This window comes from Pseudovibrio sp. Ad26, from assembly GCF_001623285.1.
Classification (GTDB): Bacteria; Pseudomonadota; Alphaproteobacteria; order Rhizobiales; family Stappiaceae; genus Pseudovibrio; species Pseudovibrio ascidiaceicola.
On sequence record NZ_LMCE01000062.1, the window covers coordinates 30,606 to 47,785 of the forward strand.

Annotated in this window: 24 protein-coding genes; 16 read left to right on the top strand and 8 right to left on the bottom strand. The window is 50.4% G+C overall.

What is annotated here, in order from left to right:
- Positions 1-32: 32 nt before the first annotated feature.
- From PsAD26_RS15000 to PsAD26_RS15010, 4 genes are all read right to left on the bottom strand, one after another.
- Positions 33-1,094, bottom strand: coding sequence for a hypothetical protein (locus PsAD26_RS15000; RefSeq protein WP_063311095.1), 1,062 nt, complete (start codon positions 1,092-1,094; stop codon positions 33-35).
- 1 nt (position 1,095) lies between these two features.
- Positions 1,096-1,284 carry a hypothetical protein gene (locus tag PsAD26_RS29380; RefSeq protein ID WP_153040898.1) on the bottom strand — a complete coding sequence of 63 codons (189 nt, stop codon included), beginning with the start codon at positions 1,282-1,284 and terminating at the stop codon, positions 1,096-1,098.
- Positions 1,285-1,404: 120 nt separating this feature from the next.
- A complete protein-coding gene (locus tag PsAD26_RS15005; RefSeq protein WP_063311096.1) occupies positions 1,405-1,854 on the bottom strand; it encodes a hypothetical protein in 450 nt (149 codons plus the stop codon).
- Positions 1,851-2,150, bottom strand: a complete 300-nt coding sequence (locus tag PsAD26_RS15010; RefSeq protein WP_063311097.1) for a hypothetical protein — start codon at positions 2,148-2,150, stop codon at positions 1,851-1,853. The genes PsAD26_RS15005 and PsAD26_RS15010 overlap by 4 nt, the downstream gene beginning before the upstream one ends.
- Positions 2,151-2,286: 136 nt before the next feature.
- On the opposite strand from PsAD26_RS15010, the gene PsAD26_RS15015 reads away from it, so the two are divergent.
- The 3 genes from PsAD26_RS15015 (at position 2,287) to PsAD26_RS15025 (ending at position 4,538) form a co-directional block, all read left to right on the top strand.
- A complete protein-coding gene (locus PsAD26_RS15015) occupies positions 2,287-3,141 on the top strand; it encodes a hypothetical protein (protein ID WP_153040751.1) in 855 nt (284 codons plus the stop codon).
- A gap of 41 nt (positions 3,142-3,182) precedes the next feature.
- Positions 3,183-3,602: a hypothetical protein gene (locus PsAD26_RS15020; RefSeq protein WP_153041505.1), complete on the top strand. Its 420-nt coding sequence runs from the start codon at positions 3,183-3,185 to the stop codon at positions 3,600-3,602.
- A gap of 195 nt (positions 3,603-3,797) precedes the next feature.
- Positions 3,798-4,538 carry a hypothetical protein gene (locus PsAD26_RS15025; protein WP_153040752.1) on the top strand — a complete coding sequence of 247 codons (741 nt, stop codon included), beginning with the start codon at positions 3,798-3,800 and terminating at the stop codon, positions 4,536-4,538.
- Here the strand turns inward: PsAD26_RS15025 and PsAD26_RS15030 are convergent, their stop codons facing one another.
- Positions 4,539-5,213: an XRE family transcriptional regulator gene (locus PsAD26_RS15030; RefSeq protein WP_063307358.1), complete on the bottom strand. Its 675-nt coding sequence runs from the start codon at positions 5,211-5,213 to the stop codon at positions 4,539-4,541.
- A gap of 94 nt (positions 5,214-5,307) precedes the next feature.
- Between PsAD26_RS15030 and PsAD26_RS15035 the strand changes: the two genes are divergently transcribed.
- Complete coding sequence (locus tag PsAD26_RS15035; protein WP_063307359.1) at positions 5,308-5,493, top strand: helix-turn-helix transcriptional regulator; 186 nt, start codon at positions 5,308-5,310, stop codon at positions 5,491-5,493.
- 62 nt (positions 5,494-5,555) lie between these two features.
- On the opposite strand, the gene PsAD26_RS29385 is transcribed toward PsAD26_RS15035, so the two are convergent.
- Positions 5,556-5,798, bottom strand: a complete 243-nt coding sequence (locus PsAD26_RS29385; RefSeq protein ID WP_153041506.1) for a hypothetical protein — start codon at positions 5,796-5,798, stop codon at positions 5,556-5,558.
- A gap of 155 nt (positions 5,799-5,953) precedes the next feature.
- Here PsAD26_RS29385 and PsAD26_RS15045 point away from each other — a divergent pair, with 155 nt between their 5' ends.
- From PsAD26_RS15045 to PsAD26_RS15080, 7 genes are all read left to right on the top strand, one after another.
- Entirely contained in the window at positions 5,954-6,439 is a 486-nt protein-coding gene (locus PsAD26_RS15045; RefSeq protein WP_063311099.1) for a hypothetical protein, read from the top strand.
- A 38-nt stretch (positions 6,440-6,477) separates the two neighbouring features.
- The gene (locus PsAD26_RS15050) at positions 6,478-6,804 is read left to right on the top strand and encodes a hypothetical protein (protein WP_153041355.1); all 327 of its coding nucleotides are present in this window, start codon (positions 6,478-6,480) and stop codon (positions 6,802-6,804) included.
- On the top strand, positions 6,804-7,346 hold the full coding sequence (locus PsAD26_RS15055) for a hypothetical protein (protein WP_063292058.1): 543 nt from the start codon (positions 6,804-6,806) through the stop codon (positions 7,344-7,346). Before PsAD26_RS15050 ends, PsAD26_RS15055 begins: the two co-directional genes overlap by 1 nt.
- Positions 7,347-7,727: 381 nt before the next feature.
- Complete coding sequence (locus PsAD26_RS15060) at positions 7,728-8,048, top strand: hypothetical protein (protein WP_153041507.1); 321 nt, start codon at positions 7,728-7,730, stop codon at positions 8,046-8,048.
- A complete protein-coding gene (locus PsAD26_RS15065) occupies positions 8,045-8,485 on the top strand; it encodes a hypothetical protein (protein ID WP_063311102.1) in 441 nt (146 codons plus the stop codon). The genes PsAD26_RS15060 and PsAD26_RS15065 overlap by 4 nt, the downstream gene beginning before the upstream one ends.
- The gene (locus PsAD26_RS29840; protein ID WP_084403687.1) at positions 8,482-10,119 is read left to right on the top strand and encodes a KilA-N domain-containing protein; all 1,638 of its coding nucleotides are present in this window, start codon (positions 8,482-8,484) and stop codon (positions 10,117-10,119) included. Before PsAD26_RS15065 ends, PsAD26_RS29840 begins: the two co-directional genes overlap by 4 nt.
- Positions 10,119-11,174 (top strand): toprim domain-containing protein, encoded by a 1,056-nt coding sequence (locus tag PsAD26_RS15080; RefSeq protein ID WP_063311105.1) that lies wholly within the window; start codon positions 10,119-10,121, stop codon positions 11,172-11,174. Before PsAD26_RS29840 ends, PsAD26_RS15080 begins: the two co-directional genes overlap by 1 nt.
- Positions 11,175-11,182: 8 nt before the next feature.
- Here the strand turns inward: PsAD26_RS15080 and PsAD26_RS15085 are convergent, their stop codons facing one another.
- On the bottom strand, positions 11,183-11,944 hold the full coding sequence (locus tag PsAD26_RS15085; protein WP_063311106.1) for a hypothetical protein: 762 nt from the start codon (positions 11,942-11,944) through the stop codon (positions 11,183-11,185).
- 60 nt (positions 11,945-12,004) lie between these two features.
- Between PsAD26_RS15085 and PsAD26_RS15090 the strand changes: the two genes are divergently transcribed.
- From PsAD26_RS15090 to PsAD26_RS15105, 4 genes are all read left to right on the top strand, one after another.
- Positions 12,005-13,366, top strand: coding sequence for a DnaB-like helicase C-terminal domain-containing protein (locus PsAD26_RS15090; protein ID WP_063311107.1), 1,362 nt, complete (start codon positions 12,005-12,007; stop codon positions 13,364-13,366).
- 165 nt (positions 13,367-13,531) lie between these two features.
- Complete coding sequence (locus tag PsAD26_RS15095; protein WP_063311108.1) at positions 13,532-14,302, top strand: hypothetical protein; 771 nt, start codon at positions 13,532-13,534, stop codon at positions 14,300-14,302.
- An 80-nt stretch (positions 14,303-14,382) separates the two neighbouring features.
- Positions 14,383-14,649 carry a hypothetical protein gene (locus PsAD26_RS15100; protein ID WP_063311109.1) on the top strand — a complete coding sequence of 89 codons (267 nt, stop codon included), beginning with the start codon at positions 14,383-14,385 and terminating at the stop codon, positions 14,647-14,649.
- Positions 14,650-15,183, top strand: coding sequence for a DUF6362 family protein (locus PsAD26_RS15105; RefSeq protein ID WP_063311110.1), 534 nt, complete (start codon positions 14,650-14,652; stop codon positions 15,181-15,183). It abuts the gene before it with no gap.
- Positions 15,184-15,259: 76 nt separating this feature from the next.
- Here the strand turns inward: PsAD26_RS15105 and PsAD26_RS15110 are convergent, their stop codons facing one another.
- Positions 15,260-15,772: a hypothetical protein gene (locus PsAD26_RS15110; protein ID WP_063307371.1), complete on the bottom strand. Its 513-nt coding sequence runs from the start codon at positions 15,770-15,772 to the stop codon at positions 15,260-15,262.
- 340 nt (positions 15,773-16,112) lie between these two features.
- On the opposite strand from PsAD26_RS15110, the gene PsAD26_RS15115 reads away from it, so the two are divergent.
- The gene (locus tag PsAD26_RS15115; RefSeq protein WP_063311111.1) at positions 16,113-17,018 is read left to right on the top strand and encodes a hypothetical protein; all 906 of its coding nucleotides are present in this window, start codon (positions 16,113-16,115) and stop codon (positions 17,016-17,018) included.
- Positions 17,019-17,180: the final 162 nt, after the last annotated feature.

The window sequence follows — 17,180 nt, forward strand, 5'->3', positions numbered from 1 at the left end:
GCTGCCCAAAACCCAAAGTTTTCCATGGTGCCTCAGTATTTGATTGAAACGTGAGGAACGGAGCCTGCCGCGATGGCCTGAACTATTTTGCTGGCGCGTTCGTCACCAATTTTACCAGCAGTCATGATTGCTTTTTGGGCTTCCTGATTAAGCGCCTCGCGATGTTTTAGGTTAGCCGCACGAGCTTCTTCGGCCTGGCGTTTTGCCTCTTCGTCCGCTTTGCGCTTGGCTGCTGCTTCTTCCTGCTGCTTAAGCAGCTGCTCTCGCTCGCGCTTGGCATTTTCTTCAGCTTCGCGTTTAGCATCCTCAGCTGCCTTCGTTGCTGCCTCAGCTTTTTCCCGTTCGATGCGTTCTGCTTCGGCTTTCTCACGCTCAGCGGTTAGGCGCTGCTCTTCTTCTTCGCGACGCTTGGCATCTTCGACTTCACGTTTTTCACGCTCTTCAGCAGCTAGCTGTTCTTGCTCAGCTTTTTCGGCTTCAAGCTGTTGAAGTTTGAGTGCTTGTTCTTCGTTGTGCCGTGCTTGTTGCAAATGAGTGTTGAGGCTTTGAAGAATGGCAGCTTTCTTCGAGGCTGCATTTTCTGCAAACTCCTGCAAGGCAGCTTCTGAAACATCGACAGCTGCAATCTTATCGATACGCTGCTGAATGCTTTCAGGGCTTTCGTTGAACCCGACATAGCCGCTCTGGATCATGTCTTCGATAATGGCGCGGTGGGAGGCAATACGTGCTTCTTCCTGTTCCTCCCAATCTGTGAGAGGCTTTCTACGGGCATCACGTTGCTCGTCCAGATACTCACGCATAGCCTTGCGGCGGGTATCAACCGCATTGGCTTTCTCTTTGATTGCGGCAACGCGCTCTTTACCAGCGGCATCAACCGCAGTCTTTAAAGTGGAGCACTGCCGGGAAAAAGAGATAATCTCTTTGCGGGATTTGTCCTTTGACAGATCGTAATTGAAGCTATCGTTCTCAGCTTCGACAGCCTGCTTAAGGCGCTCCAACGTTACTGTTTCGTCTTCAAAGTAAAGCTCTGGGTTTGCCCGCAACGTGGCAAGATCAAGCGGCTTGCATTCTTTGGTTTCGGTCACTGCATTCATGTCAGGCTGCTTCCTTCTGTTCAAAGCTGTCTGCTTTTGCCTGCCAGTGCTTGGCGAGGCGCTCATACTGCCGAGCGAAACTCAAAGAGCCAGCACTCCCGGTTTGCTCATGAATTTCTTGATGAGTGAGGCACATATCGCGGTACTTCTGAGCCCACCGCAGACAGTCCCCATGGGTCATGGTTTCCAAGGCACTTCCTCCTTTCGCAAAGCAAAGTTGTGGCGTTCTGCGGAGCGATAGACGCCGCAGTTGGAAGGTGATTGGTTGTGAGTGAGTTCGCCCTTTAAGGGCTAAAATCAGGTGCGGCTGTTACGCAGCCGCAGCAAAGTTGCTGTCCAGATAGGCTCGCAGATCGATGACCGACACCGCCTTGTCGAACTCCCGGAGAGGTCGGTAGTCATCAAGCTCAGGATCATGCACCAGCAAGGAACCGTCCTGCTTTGCCCAATCGCGTAGGGTTTCAATGTGCTCTTGAAGCGCTTCCATGATTGCAGATGCCATCTCAGAAAGGCCCGAGTCCTTCAGATCTAGTTCAATGTAACGGCGTCCCTTACGGTCAATCCGTCGATGGCTGGCAGGGAACAGGGAGTAATCGAGATCCGAGATCTCGAAGCAAGGCAGGAAGATGCGAGCTTCAAGCTCTTGGTCTTCATAGATCTTGTCGAACTCAGCTAGGATCAAAAGCTCGCCGAACTTTGCACGGTTGGTAGAGCAGGCCGACATGGCGACAAGCTCAAAGGGGAACACATAGTGTTTCATGCTGCCATCCTCATTTCACTGTTGTAGGCGTCCCAAAACTGTTCCGAGATGTGCTCGCTGCGGTAAACGACCGCAGAAAGCATGAGCCATAGAATGCGCTCTTCGCCTTCGCTCTTGGCGTCAAGGCGCTTCTCACGGTCAGAGCCAGCTTCCTCAACTCTGATCTCCTGAATAACGAAGCCTTCACCGTCATCATCAAGCGCGCAATTGATCTTCGCTTCAATCACCTGCTCTGCATAAAGAAAGCCGTTGGAGGTCAGATCCAAGGTCGCCTGAATGTCCGTTTCGAAGTCCATCAAGAATCTCGTTCAGTGAGTGGTTCAATTCATTTGATGTTGTGAATAATACAAAATGGATTTACATTGTCAAATACAAAATGTATTGATATTGAGAATTTTGTTATTCGAAACGCAAGATGGCTACGGGGGCTCAATGTCGGGTTGGATCAGGATGGAACGTGCTTTGTATGAGCATGAAGCACTTAAGGGGCCGTTGGAGTGGGGGTGCTGGGGCTGGTTAATTGCAAATGCGGCGTGGCGGAAAAAGGCGATTGATCGAGCGGGAAATAAGATTGAGCTGGAAGAGGGGCAGCTATGCTTTTCGCTGAGATTTTTAGCTGAAAAATGGGGGGTTACTAAGGATAAGACAAAGCGCCTACTCGATAAGTGGCAGAAATGGAACCTTATCACCATCGAAGCTGCGGCAGGCGGTAACATCATAACTATCTGTAATTATTCAAAATATCAGATTGTAGAAGCTATCTCTGCGACAGAGATGCGACAAGGAGCGCTACAGGAGCGCGACAGCGATGAGACTGAAGCCGCAACAAAGAAGAACAATCTAACAAATAAACAAGATAACCATGCAGAATCTACTGACGTAGATTCCTTCATCACTGATGCGCCGGATGTTGTTCAAGTCGCCTTCGATGAATATTCGGCGGCCGTAGCTGACTACAACGAGACCGTCAGCGAGAGCGGCGTTAAGTTACCTAAGCCATCCAGCCTCACGCCGAAACGGCGCAGCGCATTAGCCAGAGCATTGCGAGAGCTACCGGAAGGCAAGAGCTTTTCCGATGTGCTGAGTGCTGTAGGGAAATCGCCACACCTTCTTGGGTGCAACGATAATGGCTGGCGGATGGATTTCGACTTCATATGCAAAAAAGACAAGTTCACGCAAATCCTGGAGGGGAAGTATTTCGGTCCTGCTAGACAATCTCAAACTCAAAGCAGCAAGCGCTATTCCGGCGCTGAACTATTCGACAGAGCCATGGGTATGAAGGGATAATTTCAATGTCTGCGATTACTGTTGTAAGGAGCAATTGCCTCGTGAAGGTTAAACAGAAATACACGCAAAAGCTCTCTGATGTACGGGCTACGCTGGCCGCGGAGCGTGGCGGTGAAGTTGTCGATCGAGTTGCGCTCAGTCAATCCGCAAGAGACATACTGGCCTGCTCAGGCGCCTTGTTCGCGCAAGCAAATTCTGGCGATATTCTGGCAGCTGTGCAAAGAATCTATTCCAACTTCTCAAGCAATACACCTGAGGTTGCTGAGGAAAATATCAGAAGCATTTGCGAGTTGTTAGCACTGGAGCAGTTTTCCGTAGGTGCGATACAGCAGGCTATGTATTCATGTCTGAAAGAGTGTCGATTTGCGCCTGTACCCTCCGAGGTTTACAGCAGGGCGGAGGCGGCGGAGGAGCTATTAATGGCTGAGCAGCGATTACTTGAGGCGATTGAGCATAAGTAGGGTTGGGTGTGTTGCCGACGAAATCTGTGAGGGAGAGGAGTTTGACGGTGCATGCCTCTTTTTTTGCTCTCATGAAGTGTGCTATTGAAGGCTCCCCCAAAAAAGAAAAATAATCCCAGCTGCCAAAATCAAGAAGAAGCAAGAATTTCATACAAGTTAAAACGCTCCCCTTGGGGTCGCTCTATGGAGACTTCTTTGAACGATCTGATTTTTCAAGACAATGAACTGCGTACTATGTCCAGCCTGGACTTCCTCAATGGTGTGATTAATCCTGCTCGGGAAGTGGCTAATGAGAGTAAAGTGGAGAATTCTCATTTCCTTAGGCGGGTTGAGGATGAGCTAGATGATTTGGGGGATACGAAAATTTTTCGGCACCCCCAGAACCATAAAGCAATTCGCTATTACGACCTAACCTTCGATCAGATGATCATCGTAGGGATGCGCGAGTCCAAAGCTGTTCGCCGCAATGTCCTTGAGAAACTGAAGGAATTGCAGGTAGGCGATCAGGCAAAGGCTCCGGGCAATTTGCTTGAAGCCCTGAAGTTGGCAGTCACTCAGCAGGAGCAACTGCTCGAACTTAAGATTGAAAATGATAATCTTCGACCTGCTGCGGCTGTAGGGGAGCGAGCGGTAGAGGCTGAAAGATCGGTTCGTTCTGTCGTTAGGACGCTGCCTGGAGTGAATATTCAGAAAGTCCAAAAGGTGTTGTGTTCTTTAGGGTATTTGCACAAAGAAAGTGACGAATGGAAGGTTAATCGCAACCATACCCATCTCTTCAAGGAGCGGATTACAGTTGGCGCGAAGGCGACTATTAAAGTAATCGCCACATCGGAAGGCCAAAAGCTGCTGCACCAGCTTTATAACGACAATCAGCTCCCTATGAAGAAAGGACGCATGCCTCAGCCTAGCTTACTTGGATTGACTGGGACGGATTAATCACCACTCTCCTGTTGCAATAACCTTCTGCATAGCTCTCATTTTCTCGGCGGGGATCTTAAGGTTCTCGCCGTTATGTCGTGAGAATACCCTTTTCCCTTTTTCTATGCCTTCATAGCGGCCTACTTGAATCACCAAATGCTCTTCTGCGCCCGTGTCCTTCACGTGCTGGATGGCTGCGTATTCACCAGCTCTTGGAAGTTTCTTAGGGTTCACAAATAGGGCTTCACCCTCAAGGTAGCGTGGCTCCATGGTATTTCCAGGCATGTATAGCGCGTAAGCTCCAGCTACGTCCATTAAGGATCTAGGGGCGGGGATGTGGTCGAGATACTCCCCAGTGGCTTCAAGGTAATCCTCGTTTCCACCTGAAAGTGAGCCGAATACAGGGACTGTGAAGGGTTGCAGTAGGCTCTTAACGCGCTGCTTGTCGATAAGTGGGCGGCTTTCTTGTTGAGCGCGTGCGCCTTCGCCTTTTCCAAAAAACAACCACGTTGCATCTACACCAAAGAAACGAGCGTAACGTTCAATGGCATTGGACTTTGGCTTCCGCGTCCCGTTCTCGTGATGGGTGTACGTGGGCGTTTTGATTCCCAGAGCCTCAGCTGCATCTGCGGCACTAGAAAAACCTGCCTTTTCACGCGCAGATTTCAATCTGTCTTTGAGTTCCTGTGTCATGGCATACAATATGCCCCTTTACTAAATACATTTGGTATTGACACTGATAAATCCGTTTTGTATTTTATGATTATGTTGAAACAGGATGGAACCCATGGATAATCAGTCGGTGAAAGATCTGCGCGTTGGGCTGGGGTGGTCTCAATATGAGCTTGCCGACTACCTTGGTGTTAAGCAGCCAACAGTTGCTCGGATCGAGCTGGGGCAAGAAGTTCCAGGACCAATCAAACGACTTCTGTACATTCTTAAAGCTCAAGAAAACCTTCCCCAAGCGGCCTAGGCCTTGTGCCTAGCGAGGGCGGCTGGCCTTTCCTCCCAGCCAGCTGCCCTCGGGACCCGGGACTATTTACCCAGCACAGCTTTGTAGTAGTCCGCCTGAATATCATAGTGAGAAGGAAGGTTTCCGGTCTTGTGAGGTGACAATCTGATGATCTCCTCTGCTTTATCGGCATCCATTTCCCGCAATGTCGAAATCATTAGAGCCTCAAGGAAAGTAATTCGGTCCTCTAATGATCCACTTATTCCAGCAGGGCTTTTGTCCTTCAGGTCAGAAAGCATCTGCTCAACTTCATTCTCAGTATTCACGCTGGCAGCTCCTTGCAATTTGAGCCGGTGTGATGTGGCAGGAGGCCTCACTTGGAAGTAGTGCCTCACTTGGTGGCCTCCTGCCGTTTGGAACAACGTAAAGTTAGCCTCTATCTCCGGTTGTGTCATGGGGGCAAAATACAGGAAAGCGCTCCATGAACGCACCGAGAACATCTGACCAGTTCAACAATTGGATTTGTACGCAGATTAAGAACCTCGTGACAGCGTTTGGCGTTGAGAGCTCGGCTGAAGTGCTGGGGCATTCCTCAGCCACCATCCGCAAAGCCTATCAAGTCAATGAAGCGCGTAGTCTGACCCTCAAAGACACTCTGTACCTTGAGCGCGAGATGGCTGCCATTGGCTTGTCACCAAGCCTGACAAAAGCCCACCTCGAGTCTTGCGGCTATGAGGTGCGCAAGAAGGCTGAAGGGGTTGCCAAACTGGACCCGGCAGCCGCTGCAATGAATGTTGTGCCAGTGCATTGCGACAGCATGAAAGAGATCGTGCAGGCCGCAGAAGATGGTGAGATTTCCCCCAAAGAGCACGAGCGCATCAAGAAGAGCTTTGAGCAGATCAAGGAACTGATGCGCAACTACGACGCGAGCTACAACGCCAGCCAACACCAGATGGCTGCGGAATGAACCAGACCACCACCAGCAACCCGCAGGAGATACAGCACATGAGCAATCAAGTCGATAAAGAAGCCCTGTCCACGGCTGTCAAAGAAATCCTAGACGTTGAAACCGTCATTGAGAGCGACAAAGGTTCGTACATGTCCAAGTGCGCAACCAATCGCGAAAAGATCAAGGAGATCAAGCAGGACGCCCGTGACAAGGGGGTTCCTACCAAGGAACTCAATGCAGTGCTGAAGCGTAAAAAGTTGATGGATCAGGTTGAGGCTGTTGTGTCCAATATGGATCAAGACGAAGCCGAACTGGTTGATCAGATGGAGTTGGCTCTCGGCTGGGCTGCCAATGACAATGAAGATCAGCCAGAGGCCGCCTGATGTACCTGGCGCTTGACCTCGGCGTAAAGACTGGCTGGGCTCGTTGGGAGCCCGGTCTTTCTAAACCAGTCTCAGGAGTTTTTGACTGCGGGGCTAAAGACAAAACAGGCGGGTACGGGGGCCGAAGCCTTTCTTTCTATGGTTGGTTGCTGGGAAAGATCGAAAGCTTTGGCGTTACGCACCTTGCGATTGAAGATGAGCTTGCAGCTATCAGCGGGAAGCAGATGAACCGGGGCAATGAGCAATGGCAGCCCGCACAACATCGACTTTGTGAGATGGCAGCCGTCGCGAACCAGATCCCGTATCAGAAGATTGCAATGCAGACTTGGCGAAAGCACTACCTCGGGCGAGGGCAGGCACCAAGGGGCACCAGAGACAGCCGGACTTGGTTTAAGCAGCAAGCAATAGGCAGAGGCAGGCTCTTAGGTTGGGCGCCAAAGGACGACAACGAAGCGGAAGCTCTCGGAATTCTTGATTACTTCCGTGCCATTCAGTCGCCGTCCTATGCACTGCAAACCACAGATCTTTTCAGCAGACATTAGTTTTACGGGGCAATGCAATGGACCTTTGGAAGTCTCATAAAAACGAGAGACTAGAAGCAGCTGAAAGCCGCTTATCACGTGCTCAAGTTGCTGCAAATCGACCCGGAAGCACTATCGATACTGATCTGAAGCTGCAGCAGGCGCGGGCTCATTATTACATGGTTCAATTCGAGCTTGCCTCATCAGCAAACAAAACACTCGTGCGGGAGAAACGAGAGCTTCAGAGGAGGTTGGAGCGTGCCAGCGGTAACGACAACCGACACAAGGGAAGCGGAAAGCCTGTGCGCGGAACTGGGAATAGAGGTTCTGCACGCGAGCAAGCGGATAAGAACTGGGCCTTGCTCACCACAACAAACTCATTCCGCAGTGCGGATCCAGAAGATGATCAATCTGAGGGGCAGGGAGCATGCGTGGGCAGTTCTATACGCGCTTTCCGAGATGGAAAACCCACCAATCGAACTCAAAAGCTCCCTGATAGGGGCCGTAAGCGATCTGCTCTGCAATTACCCGGCTTGGGAAAGAAGGCTGGGTGACTTCCTTAACGCGCTGGACTTGCTCGACCTTGAAGAGTTGCAGCGCCTTGCTTGGAGCGGCCCTGGCATTGATGGGGCGTCCCCGAAAACCAGAATTTTGATTGCCGGTTATCTGCAAGTACTGCTGATGCCGGTCATGGAACCTCAAGACCAAGGGGTGTTTTTATGATTGCACAACAATGGGAAGAATTGGACCGACAGGACCAAATTTCAGCAGTAAAAAGCCTTGCTGATGGGACCCGCTCGACACGCACTATCCAAGAGGAGCTGTCCTTTCGCCACCCGGGCATTACCGTCGGCAGTGTTGCTCGCATTGTCCGTAGCTATGGCGGCAAGCTCACTGGCCGTAAAGGAGCGGTTGGCTCTACCAAATGGGCAAAGGGCAGCAATTCGTTTCAGAAAACTCTGGAGGCCCGCCTTAAAGCTCCTGACGCCCAACCTGCAACTCTGCTTGATATCACAGACAAGCAATGCAGGCGCCCAATGTGGAGCGGAGAGCCGCCTATTGATCAGCGCTTCTATTGTGGTGCTCCAACAGACCTTCGCCAGACCTACTGTGGGCACTGCCAGACCTTCCTTTATGAGCAGAAGGAGGAGACCGCGTGAGCAACTGTGCCCTAAAAACTCAGCCTCTTGTAAAGTGCAGCCCTGAGCTTGCTTTGCTGTTTGGTGAGTTCTTCAACCTCTTTTTTCGCGCTTTCCAAATCCTCGATAGCGTCTGTGAGGTCGTGCACCTGTTCTTCAAGTTTTTCGTTTCTCACCCCGTAATAAAGCTCCGTTACCTCGGCTTCGTTGTCGCTCACCACATGGCTGTCATCGTCGTTAAGGATGGCGATCATGTGCTTGCAGGTGGTTTGCGCCCGACAACTACACCTCATGAGCAACCTGGAGCCGCCGTAGTATGCTTCGACCTGGTAGATATCCCCCTTAGAGCCGTTTACATCAAAGATGACTTGCTTAAGGCCCTTCTTGGACTTTCCACGTTGAGTTTCTTCTTCCTGCGCCGGAGGCGCTTGGGAGCTGATGGAGGCGTTTTGGAGAAGGACAGGCGCCGACTGGGCAGCAGGATATGTGCTTGCAATGTTGGCTTCCTCAGTGATTATTTCACCTTCTTCCTCCTCATCAGCCGACCAAACCCAACGCGCAAAACCACCTGCGATAAAAAGCAAAGCGAAGTAGGTGAGGTGCACTCTCTCGAAGCCATCTGTCTGAATGACATCAATGAACTTGCCCGCAAATACGAGAATGATCAGCCACAGGAAAAGCGAGAAAAGCTTTCTAAAAAAACGCATGATGAAATCACTCTAAAGGGAATACTTATTCAAAGTGGGAAGCTGACCCGAGTCGGTAACTTATTACAACCACATTTGACATTTTCTTCAAATCACAGCATGTTGGCGGCGAGGCGTAAGAACCTCCACACAAGCGGACACCGCACCCGTCAGCATTGCGGTATTTTTGTGCCCGGATTCCGTCTGGAGCACTCTCGCTATGAGCGGGAGGGCGGTGAATACAATACCCGCAAGGGGAATAAGCCCGCCTATCTTGTGTTAGGTTCTTACCCTCCCGCTCACCAGTGGGTCGTAAGAAGCTCGTTGTTGAGTGGTTTTTTAACCGCCGACACAAGGGCTTTTGTTATGACCTTATTTTTATCCCACAGCATCAATGCGTCCAAAATTCGCCAGCGCTCAGGTGATGGGTATTTAGATGCCACAGCCATGTGCAAAACGGCTGGGAAACTATTCAATGATTACTCCCGGTTAGAAAGCACCAAAGCATATTTGAAAGCGCTATCGAGCGAAACGGGGATTCCCGTATCGAAATTAATTCAAAGCGTTAAGGGTGGTTTTTCGAAAGATCAAGGTACATGGGTCCACCCCAAAGTTGCCATTCACCTTGCACAATGGTTATCGCCGGAATTTGCTGTGTGGTGCACCAACATCATCTTTGATTGGATGGTTGGTAAGGATCAGCCACAAAGTAAGCCCGAGTTTGACCCCAAGGCCGTCTCTCAACTGGTGGAATGCCTGCTGATTGCTGAGCGGGACAAGGAGCGTTTGGTTCGGGCTAAAGACGTTCTCATTGAGGTAGTGAAGGGTATCGGCAACAACCTCACATTTGATCACAGACCCTATCCAACAGCTGATGGGATGCGCAGCGTCAGGCGCACCCTTGAAGAGTTTGAAGCTCTCGATCCTAAGCACGATTTCTCCGGCGATTTCAGAGAGAAGGTGATGTAATGAGCGCCCTTGATCAAAAGTGGGAAGACTACAAGGTCAGAGCAAACAAAACGCCCTTGCTTGAAGCCGCACAGAAATGCGGGGCAGAGCTGAAGCGGGGCGGAAAAGAACATACGGGGCCTTGTCCGGCCTGCGGTGGCACAGATCGCTTTAGCGTTAATCCAGTCAAGCAGAAGTGGAACTGTAGAGGGGCAGGCGGTGGAGGTGATGCCATCGGTGTTGTGATGCACTGCATGTCCGTGGACTTCAAAGCGGCCTGTGAGGTCCTGACGGGAGAGGAACCTCCCTTCGGAGAAGGCTCTTGGGATGAAAATGCGCAGCGTAAAGCAGCTGAGCGCAAGAAAGAGGCCAAGGCCAAAGCTGCACGCGAAGCAGAAGAACAAGCCCAGCAGGAAGCCGATAGCACTGAATACGCGCAAAAGCTCTGGGACCAATCCAAACCGATTGAGGGCACTCCTGCAGAAGCATACTTGCTGGGGCGTGGGCTCCCGAGAATGCAGTGGCCGGATTGCCTGCGTTACCACCCGGGCCTGAAGTATCCGGACGCAGGAAAGCTTCCCGCTCTTGTTTGCCGTGTTGATGACACCATGGGCGATCTCACCGGGATCTGGCGAATTTTCATCACTAAGGACGGCAAGAAAGCGCCGGCAGTCAACGCCAAGCTCGGTCTTGGTCCGGTTGCAGGGGGAGCAGTGCGGCTTCAGGAAGCTACAGGCGGCGAAGTCGGTATAGCTGAAGGCGTTGAAACTGCCCTTGCTGTTTATGCTTTGACGGGGCGCCCTTGCTGGTCGTGCCTGTCTACAGCGGGCCTCATCAACTTTGAACCTCCCTTAGATGTAGACCGGCTGCGGATCTATGGCGACGGCGATCAGGCTCTCCAAAGGCCTGACGGCAGTTGGGACATGGCGCCCGGTGCAAAGGCAGCCAAACAGGCCGCTGAAAACCTTTCTCAAAACGGATTGCAAGTGCTGGACATAGCTTTGCCTGAGGCGGGCTCTGACTGGCTGGATGTTTACAATGATCTTTATGAGGTTACTGCATGGGGGAGCACTTAATGTTGAAATTATCCGCCCTGACCCCAAACTCTCTTTTGGTTTTTTTTGATATCTTCCAGAGTTTTAACGCGCGCTACTCGATATTCATCGAGCAGTTTGTCCAGTCGGTGATAATCATAGAGATCTGCGTTATCGATTTTCTCCATCGCTGTAGCTATCAACCGGTCAATGATATCGTTCAATTCCTCGGCTTCAGTAATTTCCTGCCGGTCTTCGTATTTAAGCTCAAAAAACTCTTCCAATGCCTCAATAATATCATTTCGCTTTTCCCACACTTCATACGGAAGGAATGTGATTGCATCCATACTATTTTTCTTAAGAATTTGGTAACTTCCAAGTATACCCGCGACATTTTGCGCCTTCATCGTCAAGTCTTCTTCGATAAGGTAGGTATAGTGAATAGTGAGCCTAGTGCATTTTATAGTATCTTCAGAAATAAATTGAGCAGCCTTTCCCATAAATTCTTGCCGCGCAATAGAATTAGCTTCAACAGTCTTGTCGATTTGATCTTCAGTTCGATCAATTTGAACTTTTACAAGGGAGCCTGCATAAATCGCAGCGCTCACAGCGGCTATTGCTGCAGCCCAGCCACTCAATGCACCGAGCCACTTTCGGCCACAGGACCAAGGCACCTCGCTTTCAACTCCCGTGCACAAACCGAATTGTGCGAGTTGAAACTCGAAGAAAACTACGGTGAGCAAACCACCCATAAAAAAAGCTGCAAAGCAAACAACAACAAGGCCCCAATAGCGGGCAGTAGATGACGACACTAATCACACTCTCAAAATTTCAATCGAATCCGTTTCAATCATATGTCGGAGTGCATCCGTATGACAAACCTTGAACCAATCGAACAACAAGTTCTTGCGCGCCTTTTGGCTGCCCCTGAGCTGTACTGGGATGTTGCAGATCAGATGACCCCAGCGCACTTCCATGATCCTATCTGGAAGGCTGTCTGGACCGGCTTGGACACCTGTCACAAAGAGGGCAGCTTTGATCTGCACCTTGTAGAGACAAACGCCCCTTATGAAGGCGATGCAGATCTTGTGGCGCGCATCAAATCCCTCGCAGCCAAGGGCAGGAAGCTTACTGCTGAAATCGACGATCTTGTGAAGCCGCTCCTCAACCGGCGCAACAAGGAACTGATTGCCGAAACTTTCCAGAAGGGGCAGAAGGCTCTTTACACTGACACAAGGGCTGTTGAGCTTGCAGAGAGCGCTATTGAAGAGCTTCAAGAGATTTCAGGGCAAGCACAGAGAACCAGCACTGTAACTCTTGGGCAAAGCGCACAAGCTGTTTATGAGCGGGCTGCGCAGCCTCAGGAAACAGGAGGTGATGCTTTAGGGACTGGTCTTAAGCAGGTTGATAACCTTTTGGGTGGTGGCTTGGTTGATGGAGAGCTAACTGTAATCGGTGCAGAAGGGGCAAGCGGTAAGACAGCTCTTGCTTTGCAGATTGCTGAGTTCATTGCCTGCCAGTATGGCCCGGTTGATTTCCAGTCAAAGGAAATGGACGCAGAACAGCTCACCATGCGGCGCGTTGCAGCTATGTCTGGCATCAGTACCCACGTTATGCGCCGAGGCGGGCTTTCGGCTGAAGAGCTGGAAAAAATCTACCTCGCAAAAGAGGATTGCCAGAGCATCCCGCTATATATTGATGAGACGTCAAGAACGACTGTTGAGCAGTTGTTTATCCGGGCAAAAGCTAACAAGTCTAGGTTTGGGACTAAGGCCCTGTTTGTCGATAGCGTGAAGGCCATGCGGGCTAAAGATAGCCGCTTGGACTCAAATCTTCCTGCACGCTGCGGCTACGTGATTTCTGAACTGAAGGAGCTTGCCAAAGCCCTCAATATTCCAGTCGTAGCCCTTGCTCATGAAGTCAGATCAGAGAGAGAACCGTTACAACGTCTGACACGTAAGGAACTGTTTGGCGGGTCAAATATGGAAGACAGCGCGGACAACATCCTCATTCTCTTCCGCCCTGAGCCAATCTTGCTTCGCAAAGAGCCAAAGGAAGGCACAGACTTACATGTCAAATGGCAAACCGACCTGATTGAGTGGAAGGACAGAGCACAGGTGCACGCCGATAAAGTCCGCATGGGCTCAGGTGGTCGCTGTGCAGAGCTTGTTTTTGATGGGCCTACCACAACCTTTAGGGAAGATCGCGGACACCAAGAAGGGATGCTCTTATGAGTGTCTCAAAAAGCTAATTCAGAGGTAGTGGATATGCTCGCAAAGGTTACAACGATCTTCCCCGGATAGTTTATTTTGCTAGGCGAGGATTGTTTTTTCAAACCATGGCAGCAAATCTACAAAGTCGTGTAGGTCTAACCGCACACATCTAAAGGGAGTAATGAGATGACGAGAGACTTGGAGCGCCTCCAAAAGAAACTCGCAGGTGATGGCCCAGCAGAGAAGCAAGTTTTGTTGTTAAAACTGATGCATGAGTTTGAGACGGCGCCCAATTTCGGCGAAAAGTATGTAGCTGACGCGAGCAGCGAACCGCAACAATGGATTGCTCGAATTGGTGCGCTGCTGGCGCGCGTGGGTCTTCAGCATAAGGTTGCATTTCAAAGCTGCCGAAATACTTGCGTTCAATACTGGAGAGTGTCAAGGGAGCCGTTTCGGCAACTGCTTATGATGGCATCCGAGGAAATCAAGCTGGAGCTGGAACTCGACGGCCATGAAGACATCGGCCAAGTCTATGGTTCGGAACAGCAGTATGATTTCCAGCGCGATCTCAGAGGAATAATTCAGGGCGCGCAAAAAGAGGTCTTTGTTGTAGACCCGTACTTCGACGGCCAAGCCTTTGATACGTTCCTCAGCCCTTCACGCGGTAGTTGCTCAATTCGAGTGCTTTGCAGCAGGTACTCGAATGAAGTCGCTGGTCCCGCCAAGGCGTTTATGAGCCAGTACAAGGTCATTCCCGAGTTAAAACGTAGCAAGGCTCTTCATGATAGGGTTGTCATCATCGATAGAACGGACTGCTGGGTTATAGGTGGATCAATCAAGGATGCGGGAGCTAAGCCCACGTATTTGCTTCCACTTCAACCGACTATCGCACAGGAGAAGATCAACATTTACGAAGATCTGTGGTGTGAGGCAGCGGCCATTCATATTAATCCCTAAAGGGCCGTAGGGCTCTATGCATGCCGATAAGACCATAAGGTTTAGAGAAGCCGGGCCATCAAGCAGGACAAGAAAGCGGCATGAACGACAACAAACCATACAAGCCGATATTTCGTTGGCGCCCAACATGGGAGGATCAACCGCAAGATTTCACAGCAAAACCGCCTCAACGAAAAACGACAACTATGCGTATGTTTTGGGAGCTTGGCCCAAATGGTGGAGGGCGCTGGAGTTGGGTTGTAAATGATTGGAAGAAAGTTGCGGAAGGATACGCCGAAACACACCTTGAAGCAGCCCGCAAAGCAGAAACTGCCTTTTTTGAATTTTTGAAACAGCCGGAGGAATAAATGAGCGACATTCAGGCACTATATGCGGTGATCCTAGATCGGCTGATAGAGGCACAGGTTGTCATGCGCCTTATGAAGGTGCGAGGCGTTAGACCGGGGCAACCGCAAAGCTTCTGGCCGGACTTCAACCCAAGCGATGATGATCAATGGGAAGCGGCTTTGAATGCCGTTGCAAAGAAGCTTACGGAAGCGGAAAAGAGAGCCAGGAACATGACTGGGCCGGATGCCGCCGCAATAGCCCGCATGGAAGAGACATGGGATTGGATGCATTACATCAAGCGAAATGAAGAGAGAAAAGCGCTCTCGCTTCTGGTGTTCTGCTACGCCTATAAAATCCAGCCGAAGAAGGTTCTTGACCAGATGGGCCTTGCAAAATCGACGGCTCATCTACGTTTTCATTCTGCACTTGAGGTAATTGCTCTAAATCTTTGTAAAATAGACGTTTTAACGCCATTCTCTGATGAAAATCTAGTTGGACAGTTCCGGCCTAAATCGGGTATCTATTCAGATAAGATGAGAACACTTGCGGCTTGAAGGTTTAGCCGTGTTTCATTACAGGTTTCCCAAATGACTAACCCGCCAAACGGCGGGTTAGTCATTTGCGATCTGATCAATAAACAACTTGCCCGCCATGGTATGAGGATTTAGGCATTTTTTCGCCGTCGAAAGCAAAATCAGCAGGACATTTAGTACAGACCAATCGCGGTACTTCTTTCCTTATCCTGTCGCTATAAGGACGGTTCTTTTTCTGCAGAACGGTCTTGCGCCCATCTTCTAAACAGTTAGGGCAGGCATAGTGGTGTGGCTCTTCAGTCCCGGCGTTAGCCTTTAACTCGTATACGAGTGAACCTTCGTCTAGTTCGATGAGCTGGTATCTGTCTAGAAGTTCTCGTTTTGCCTCAAGTTCACGAATACGCTCTTGGGCATCACGGAGATGAGAATCTTGCTCATGCATCTTATTGGTGATGTCTAGAGCCAACATATTCGCTTCGATCAGACGTTCAGTTAACTCATTAGAAGCGGCTTTGATTTTGGCATCATCTCTGGCTTCAATGCCGAGTTTGAGTAAATCGGAAGCAACTTTAACGGAGGTTAAAAATCCTTTTATTTCAGCTAATGGCATAGCAATCTCCTAAAAGGTTTAAGGCGAGAGGCTTGGAGGCAGCAACCTCCAGAGCTACGGGCACGTTTATGACTACAGCACCCGCCCGGTAAGACTTAGCATATTACCGCTCCCGCCATATCTACTCATCGCAATTAATGAGCAGGGGGCTTTTATGCGTCGAGAATCATTTTGGAATCAACCAGATGTGGCCACTGCAATGCGCTCCTGTTCAAAAACGAACCGGGCGCAATCGTGAAACCCATTGAAATCAAGTGCCGGAGATGCGGCACACTAAACCAGTTGAGGCCCTTAGAGCCCATAAGTGAATGCCCTGAGCATCAAGCTTAGAGAGCATGGAATGACTAAAGGGGCACTAAGCCAAGATTTTATCGTACCGCCTTTTTCAGTGTTGAGCGCAAGGGCCAAGGAATGGCAAGACCGCAAGCGCCTTTGGCTCGGCCTGGGGATTGATAGCGGTGAAGGAAGGAAAGAAGACCTCCTAAGCGGATACGCCAGCGCAATGGCTAAGTGGTCAGAGATCAACGGGAAGGGCACAGCACCCGGCTCATGGGCAAGTAAAAGCATATTTGACCCGGTCCTGACTGAACTTTGTTATGCATGGTTCTGTCCGCCTGAGGGAAAGGTTCTTGATCCTTTTGCTGGTGGATCTGTACGGGGCTTAGTGGCCGCCTACATGGGGCGCGAGTATACAGGTGTAGATTTGCGCCCTGAGCAGGTTGAAGCCAATGACCTGCAGGCTGATGCCCTCGGGATTAAACCAAGGCCTAAGTGGAAGGTTGGTGATGCTGTACAGCTTTACAAGCATGTGCGCGGCTACTTTGATTTCATACTGACCTGTCCGCCCTATGGTGATCTGGAGAAGTACTCAGATGATCCCTCGGACTTGTCGAACATGCATTACGACGTGTTTGTGGGTGCCTTTCGCGCCTCAATGAAGCAGGCTGCAGCGCGTCTGAAGGAGAACCGCTTTGCAGCTATCGTGGTTGGCGACTTCAGGGACCGGGAAGGTATCAACCGGGGCTTTGTACGGGACACCATTGAAGCCTGCGAAGACGCGGGCCTGCGCTTCTACAATGATGCTGTGTTGATCACTCAAGCCGGTTCATTGCCCTTGAGGGCTCGTGGAGGATTTGAGAGCGGGCGCAAGCTTGGCAAGACACATCAGAACGTTTTGATCTTCGTGAAAGGCGATCCTAAATTAGCCACACAAGGATTAGGGGCTGTCGAAAAGCATAGTTTCTAGCAAGCTCATGATGGGCTGGGGTATCATATCAATGAATTTGTTCCCCTAATATGAGGTTGAGATAAAATAAAGCTCCGCTCTGACCGTGATTGACATGAAAAGACTAGAGATGCACCTCGGTTAGTATTGGTTCATTCGTAACAAATCTAATTGCGCTCAAAC

Bases quoted from the DNA above. Each gene is read 5' to 3' on its own strand.
- PsAD26_RS15000 (WP_063311095.1), bottom strand. From the start codon at position 1,094: ATGAATGCAGTGACCGAAACCAAAGAATGCAAGCCGCTTGATCTTGCC.
- PsAD26_RS15005 (WP_063311096.1), bottom strand. From the start codon at position 1,854: ATGAAACACTATGTGTTCCCCTTTGAGCTTGTCGCCATGTCGGCCTGC.
- PsAD26_RS15010 (WP_063311097.1), bottom strand. From the start codon at position 2,150: ATGGACTTCGAAACGGACATTCAGGCGACCTTGGATCTGACCTCCAAC.
- PsAD26_RS15015 (WP_153040751.1), top strand. From the start codon at position 2,287: ATGTCGGGTTGGATCAGGATGGAACGTGCTTTGTATGAGCATGAAGCA.
- PsAD26_RS15030 (WP_063307358.1), bottom strand. From the start codon at position 5,213: ATGACACAGGAACTCAAAGACAGATTGAAATCTGCGCGTGAAAAGGCA.
- PsAD26_RS15035 (WP_063307359.1), top strand. From the start codon at position 5,308: ATGGATAATCAGTCGGTGAAAGATCTGCGCGTTGGGCTGGGGTGGTCT.
- PsAD26_RS15045 (WP_063311099.1), top strand. From the start codon at position 5,954: ATGAACGCACCGAGAACATCTGACCAGTTCAACAATTGGATTTGTACG.
- PsAD26_RS15050 (WP_153041355.1), top strand. From the start codon at position 6,478: ATGAGCAATCAAGTCGATAAAGAAGCCCTGTCCACGGCTGTCAAAGAA.
- PsAD26_RS15055 (WP_063292058.1), top strand. From the start codon at position 6,804: ATGTACCTGGCGCTTGACCTCGGCGTAAAGACTGGCTGGGCTCGTTGG.
- PsAD26_RS15060 (WP_153041507.1), top strand. From the start codon at position 7,728: ATGATCAATCTGAGGGGCAGGGAGCATGCGTGGGCAGTTCTATACGCG.
- PsAD26_RS15065 (WP_063311102.1), top strand. From the start codon at position 8,045: ATGATTGCACAACAATGGGAAGAATTGGACCGACAGGACCAAATTTCA.
- PsAD26_RS15080 (WP_063311105.1), top strand. From the start codon at position 10,119: ATGAGCGCCCTTGATCAAAAGTGGGAAGACTACAAGGTCAGAGCAAAC.
- PsAD26_RS15090 (WP_063311107.1), top strand. From the start codon at position 12,005: ATGACAAACCTTGAACCAATCGAACAACAAGTTCTTGCGCGCCTTTTG.
- PsAD26_RS15095 (WP_063311108.1), top strand. From the start codon at position 13,532: ATGACGAGAGACTTGGAGCGCCTCCAAAAGAAACTCGCAGGTGATGGC.
- PsAD26_RS15100 (WP_063311109.1), top strand. From the start codon at position 14,383: ATGAACGACAACAAACCATACAAGCCGATATTTCGTTGGCGCCCAACA.
- PsAD26_RS15105 (WP_063311110.1), top strand. From the start codon at position 14,650: ATGAGCGACATTCAGGCACTATATGCGGTGATCCTAGATCGGCTGATA.
- PsAD26_RS15110 (WP_063307371.1), bottom strand. From the start codon at position 15,772: ATGCCATTAGCTGAAATAAAAGGATTTTTAACCTCCGTTAAAGTTGCT.
- PsAD26_RS15115 (WP_063311111.1), top strand. From the start codon at position 16,113: ATGACTAAAGGGGCACTAAGCCAAGATTTTATCGTACCGCCTTTTTCA.